This is a genomic window from Simplicispira sp. (assembly GCF_028687295.1).
GTDB classification, from domain to species: domain Bacteria; phylum Pseudomonadota; class Gammaproteobacteria; order Burkholderiales; family Burkholderiaceae_C; genus Simplicispira; species Simplicispira metamorpha.
On record NZ_JAQUAL010000225.1, the window covers coordinates 1 to 2,997 of the forward strand.

Sequence of the window (2,997 nt, forward strand, 5' to 3'; positions counted from 1 at the left end):
GGGGGTTGGTGATGATGGGCTATGGCTCCATCCAGCGCTGGCTGGGCGACCAGCTGCCCCACGCCAGCACCGAGCCCGATTTGCAGCCCGTGTACCAGTCCATGGTGCTGCGCGCGCGCGTCACCGAACGGCTGCTGGACGCGGGCGTCGAGAACGAGCTGCGCCGCGAGATTTACCTGTGCGGCTTGTTCTCGCAGCTCGATCTGCTGTTGCGCGAGCCGCTGAGCAACATCTTGCTGCGCCTGCCGCTGTCCGAGCGCATCCACGACGCGGCCGTGCTGCACACCGGCCCCTACGCGCCCAGCCTGCAACTGGCCTGCGCGCTGGAGAGCGATGACGCCAGCGCCGTGCGCCAGCTGTGCGAAGAGCACGAGCTGCGCGCCGAAGACGTCAACCGCGCCCTGCTGCGCGCGCTGGCCGACCTGCACGTGGCCCGCCCGCGCCGGTAAGCAGCGCCCTGCCCGGCGGTTTTGTCCCGGGCATCAGCGCGAACGGGTCTGCGCCACCACGCGCTGGAAGACGCGCCAGAACGCCGCATCCTGCGTGGTCGTGAAGTTGATGCGCATCAGCGTACACGGCTGGCGGCTGGCATGGAACAGCGCGCCGGGCGCCAGCAGATAGCCCTCGTCCAGCATGCGCTGGGCCAGCATGTCGGTGTCCACGCCCGTCTCGACCCAGCCGAACATGCCTGCGGGCTCGGCAGCAAAGCTGCAACCGGCCTCCAGCGCCAGCTGCACGCTGCGCGCGCGTGCCTGGGCCAGGCGCAGGCGCATGCGCTCGGCGTGGCGGCGCAGTTGGCCCTGGTCTATGCACAGCGCCAGCGCTTTCTCCAGAATGGACGGCGTGGTCAGCGTGGACAGCAGCTTGGTATCGAGCAGGCGCTCGACCAGATCGGGCGGCGCCGCCAGGTAGCCCACGCGCCAGTTGGGCGCCAGAATTTTGGCAAACCCGCTGACGTAAATGGTGCGGCGCAGGCCATCGAGCGCCGTCAGGCGCGTGGCATGGGGCGGGGCCAGGTGGCTGTAGGTGTCGTCCTCAACGATGTGGAAATCGTGCTGCTGGGCCAATTGCAACACCTGGTGCGCGCTGCCCGGCGTCAGGCAGTAGCCCGTGGGGTTGTGCAGCACGCTCACGCTCACGAACAGCTTGGGCGCATACACCTCGCAGTAGCGCGCCATCACCGCCAGGTCGGGCCCCTGGGGGCCACGCGGCACCGGCAGCACGCGCGCGCCCAGGGCATCAAGCCGGGCAAACTCCACCGACCAGCCCGGCTCTTCCACCATCACCGGGTCGCCCGCCTTGAGCAAGGTGCGGCTGACGATGTCCAGCGCGTGCGTGGCGCCCACCGTGGTCATGATGTGCGCGGGGCGGGCGGGCACGTTCAGCTCGGTCAGGCGGCGCGCCAGCACGTTGCGCAGGTCGGCATCGCCCAGGGGCTCGCCGTAGCTCAGGGAGCCGTCTTGCAGCGCGCGGCTGCCCGTGACCTTGCGCACGGCAGCGGGCATGAAGCGCGCCTCTTGCAGCCACTGCGGCGGAAACACCCCGGCGCCGGGCTGGGGCTTGCTGGAGGCCTGGTGGAACATGCCCCGGATCAGCGCCGTGGCGTTGATGTGCGAGCCCGAGGGCAGCGGCCCGGCCTCTGCCGCAGCAGGGGCGCCTTCAGACGCTATGTTTTCAGTAGCTGCTTGCGCTTGTCCCGCAAGGGCTGGAGGCGTTTTTTGCCCTATATCGCGGACATAAAAGCCCCGCTGGCGGCGCGCCTCGACCAGGCCCTGGGCCAGCAACTGGTCGTAGGCGGCCACCACGGTGTAGGGGCTCACGCCCTGCTGGCGCGCGCATTCGCGCACCGAAGGCAGGCGCGCGCCCACGGGCAGCAAGCGGGCGCGGATGCGCTCGGCAAAGCGCTCGGCCAGTTGTTCGGTCAGGGTGCGGTGGGCGGTGCGGGTGAGCATGGCGGGGCAAAGGGTGGCGGCAAAAGGGCTGTGCAACTGTGCCGATGCAGACACCAGCACAGCGGATGTGTTTGTCAGAAAAACTGTATTGGTACTGTAATGGAATCAACCCTACAGTGCCCCGGTACTTCCCCTTTTTTGAGCACCCCACTCCATGCCCTTTGTCGAATTCACCGCCCTGCTGGCCCTGGCCACGGCCATGAGCTTCACGCCCGGCCCCAACACCACGCTCTCGACCGCACTGGCCGCCAACCGGGGGCTGCGCCCCGCCATGCGCTTTGTCTGCGCCGTGCCCGTGGGCTGGACGGCGCTGCTGCTGCTGTGCGCGGGCGGCGTGGGCGCCGTGGTGGTGGCGGTGCCGGCACTGCGCTGGGGCATCAAGGCCGTGGGCATTGCCTACCTGCTGTGGCTGGCCTTCAAGCTCAGCGGTAGCAGCCGCCTGAGCGAAGCCGACGCCGCGCGGCTGAACGTGGGCTTCTGGCAGGGCGCGGCGCTGCAATTCGTCAACATCAAAGCCTGGCTGCTGGCGCTGACCATCGTGGCCGGCTGGGTGGCCGGGCGCGAAGACAGCCTGCAACGCCTGGCCGTGGTGCTGCCGGTGATGGTGGTGTTTGCCTTCTCCAGCAACCTGACCTATGCCGCCGTGGGCGCGCTCTTGCGCCAGTGGCTGGCGCAAGGACAGCGCCTGCTGTGGTTCAACCGCGCCATGGCGCTGGTGCTGGTGGCCACCGCCGCCTGGATGGCGCTGGCCTGAGCCTGGGCCATGTCACCGCCCCGCTCACCTGCTCACCCGTTCGTTTCGTTCGCTCTGTTTCCCACGCTGTCCCGCCATTCCTTGGCCCCATTCACTGCCTGCTGCCACACCATGACTGCCGCTTCCACCTCACCCACTGTCACCCCCACCAGCCCCCCACGCACGTCCGCCGAAGTGCGTGGCCTGGCGCTGGGCTTGCTGGGTGTCGCCATTTTTGCCGTCACGCTGCCAATGACCCGGCTGGCCGTGGGCACGCCCGAAGCGCCCGGCATGTCGGGCGTGTTCGTGGCC

The 2,997-nt window shown here is 69.2% G+C and carries 2 protein-coding genes and 2 pseudogenes; 3 read left to right on the forward strand and 1 reads right to left on the reverse strand.

The features are described from left to right. Positions 1–449 (forward strand): annotated as a pseudogene (locus PHX69_RS15890) (HDOD domain-containing protein); the annotation flags it as partial. A gap of 33 nt (positions 450–482) precedes the next feature. Here PHX69_RS15890 and PHX69_RS15895 read toward each other — a convergent pair. Next, entirely contained in the window at positions 483–1,952 is a 1,470-nt protein-coding gene (locus PHX69_RS15895) for an aminotransferase-like domain-containing protein (protein ID WP_288045089.1), read from the reverse strand. Positions 1,953–2,106: 154 nt separating this feature from the next. Between PHX69_RS15895 and PHX69_RS15900 the strand changes: the two genes are divergently transcribed. Next, positions 2,107–2,706, forward strand: a complete 600-nt coding sequence (locus PHX69_RS15900) for a LysE family translocator (RefSeq protein ID WP_119014127.1) — start codon at positions 2,107–2,109, stop codon at positions 2,704–2,706. Positions 2,707–2,817: 111 nt separating this feature from the next. Then, positions 2,818–2,997 (forward strand): annotated as a pseudogene (locus PHX69_RS15905) (EamA family transporter); the annotation flags it as partial.

Bases quoted from the DNA above. Each gene is read 5' to 3' on its own strand.
- PHX69_RS15895 (WP_288045089.1), bottom strand. From the start codon at position 1,952: ATGCTCACCCGCACCGCCCACCGCACCCTGACCGAACAACTGGCCGAG.
- PHX69_RS15900 (WP_119014127.1), top strand. From the start codon at position 2,107: ATGCCCTTTGTCGAATTCACCGCCCTGCTGGCCCTGGCCACGGCCATG.